2 pseudogenes are annotated in these 2,853 nt (G+C 31.3%); one reads left to right on the top strand and one right to left on the bottom strand.

Going from position 1 to position 2,853, the window contains the following annotated elements:
* Window positions 1–409 precede the first annotated feature (409 nt).
* Window positions 410–568: pseudogene (locus B5P42_RS29295) on the top strand (MFS transporter); the annotation flags it as partial.
* Window positions 569–1,412: 844 nt separating this feature from the next.
* On the opposite strand, the pseudogene B5P42_RS29290 reads toward B5P42_RS29295, so the two are convergent.
* Window positions 1,413–2,068 (bottom strand): annotated as a pseudogene (locus tag B5P42_RS29290) (IS6 family transposase).
* Window positions 2,069–2,853 lie beyond the last annotated feature (785 nt).

Genomic DNA, 2,853 nt, shown 5'->3' with positions numbered 1-2,853 from the left:
ATATAAAGATTCTTATGCAAATTTTCATCATATTAACGTAATATCAACAGGTAAATATCTCTAATAAAAGTGCGGTTAGCAAAGGCTAACTGCTTAATATTTCTCTTAAAGGGATACCGCCACATCGATCAACTTAAAAGTTTTAAGTAGACACTAAACAATAATTTACTTTCTCTACCTCTAGTTATATATAAAATCGCGTCTTATTTAAACATATATTTTTATGCAATTTCGCATATACAAATATAGGGAATCGAATAACCTTCCATTTATTGTATTAATGAATGACCGTTGTCTTTAGATAATTGAAATTATGATGTTTTAAAGAATTCAGACGTAAAATTCATGCAAAAAAAGAGCACCGCTATCTGTAGACGGTAAACGTAAAGCAACTCCAAAATATATAATAAAAGTTGACTTTGGTTTGAATCCTGAGATAAGAAACAGACTTAATGGATTATATATGACTATTTTCTTTTTGGGAGGAGCCTTTGGTTCATGGATTGGAAGTTATACTTACTATAAATTTAATAGTGAAGTAACTTTGCTCATACATAGCAAAAAGTGATCAAACTTTATTTTAAGCCTACATTAAAATGACTCAAAAACTCTTAGCGTGGGGTTTTTCCGAAATACTGGCGATACCCCACAAATGGATCGAGTTTGATATAATAGAAGGAAAAGAACAAATGGAACAGATACGAAAATCTCTGGAAAACATAGAGAAACAAAGCCTAACTAAAAAAGTGAAACCTCTTCGACTGTTTCTAAAGGAAATCGCGATTGGAAATATCCCTCTAAAATGAAATGAAATTGTTACCTGTTAAAATACAAATTAAGTATTACAGCAACTATTTGGAATCTAATTGTAATTCAGCTTTGTCGTTTGTCAGTGTATTATCAGAATTACAATTTCCAGAGTAGATGGCTCTTGCTTCATCACACGAATCAGATTTTTCACATCCTATAAGCATTCCTAATGTTATAAACGATAATAAAATCTTTTTCATTATAATACACGCTCCATACTATTTAGAATGTTATGATGTTCTTAGACTAAGTAAAGTTTATAACATATATTCCCATAACAAAAAACATATGTATTGAATTAAAAAAACTGAGGAAGGTCAATTTTTGACCAATTTATATAATAGACTTCACCATACATGCCCGTCAACTTAAGAAGTGGGTTGTTCCCCAAACCGAAAAAAATGAGTTAAACACTAGTCGTAAAGAAGTCATTTTTTCGCTATGGGGAAACTTAAAATCTTAGCTTGATAGCAATGTGGTATTCTTTCTATCTTATGGTAGTAAAAAAGGTTCTGGTGCGAAAATGTTAGTTAGAAACATAGAGTAGCAATTTCTTCTTCATTTCTATCTTATGAAGCTAAGCCAAATAATTTATGAATAAATCATTTCTGGTTTTGGACAGACTTATCCGGTAAAACAAGTTGCCCTTTTTTCATCATATGCATGGCTTCAACACCACTCAATATAGAGATTGCTGTTTTAAACGACTTTAATCCTAACATAGAACGAACTCGCCTTTTAATAAACCGGTGGTCTGTTCCACTATATTATTGAGATATTTAACTTGCCTTAGTTGTATGCCTTCAGGCATATGTTTCTCTTCTCTTAACTCTTGAATTGCTACAGGATAGGAGGGATCACGCGAGGTTTAGAAACATACGAAAAAGCCAAGGCTTTCTTGAAAAAGCGCTTGGCTGCTTTTATCTCTTGATTTACTTAGATAAAAATCAATTGTATACCCTTCTGAATCGACTGCACGGTATTAGTACATCCATTGAGCTTTTACTTTGATATATGTTTCATCGACTTTCCATGAGTCATTTGTTGATTTAAGATGATGTCGTACTTTCTCTTCTAATTGAGATCCATATTGATGAACCCAGCGCATAATCGTTGCATGAGCAATTGATAAGCCTCTTTCCTCCATCATTTCCACCAGGTTACGGAAGCTCAAATTGTACCGTAGGTACCACCTTACTGTTAATAAGATTAGTTCAGGCTGATAATACTTCCATTTAAACAAATTTTCCTTTTCCATACTGATTACGCACCTTTTTAGAGTCATACTATCAGTATGTCCAAGATTAGGAGATTACTTGCAAGAGTCTTTAGATTTTTGCACCAGAACCTTATTTTTTATACGATTCATGCTATTTCTCATCTTCTTTCATTATTTCTATAAGATTACAAAAATGAAATTATACTGTACATTGCTTATACTTTTGCTGTGGAATAAAATCCCTTTCGATATATTTATCTTATTATAAATATCTTTCAAATCACTTTCATAAATGTTACAAAAGTCTTTCATTAATTTGAAAGGCTTTGAAATTTCTAAAATACACTTATCAAACTCAAATTATAGTATTTACTCTCAGGATGCCCCTTGAACCCAATAATCGTTTCCTTTTTTTACTTTATGACATAAATAACTTTTGATATGTGTAAATGTATTTGTTGTTGGGGATTCACTTATGCATCAAACCATCAGTGAATATGTCTAGCTATAATACGTTGTTCTAACAAGCTTTTCTAAAAATGAAGGAGTAAAATGTTTATGTAATTCTTCAGTAAATAATTGTAGTTTACTTTGAATTGAAAGATTCATAAAAAACGTTATTCTTTCTAATCTAGCTTGTTTAGAAAGAATAACGTTTTTTGGTACTTGGGGGTATTAAAATTTCTTAAGTTGATGGGCATGGGAGCACCATATCAAAATAAGAAAATTGTACGTTTGAACATATTTTGGACAAAAAATAACCAGTACCTTTTAGGTTAAGGAACTGGTTACTAATGTTGCAAATCTTCTACTAAACTTAGTAA

Origin of the sequence: Bacillus sp. SRB_331 (assembly GCF_003264175.1) — a bacterium.
Taxonomy (GTDB): domain Bacteria; phylum Bacillota; class Bacilli; order Bacillales; family Bacillaceae_G; genus Bacillus_A; species Bacillus_A mycoides.
The sequence above is the reverse complement of the archived record's forward strand: the minus strand, read 5'-3'. Positions and strand labels throughout refer to the sequence as shown.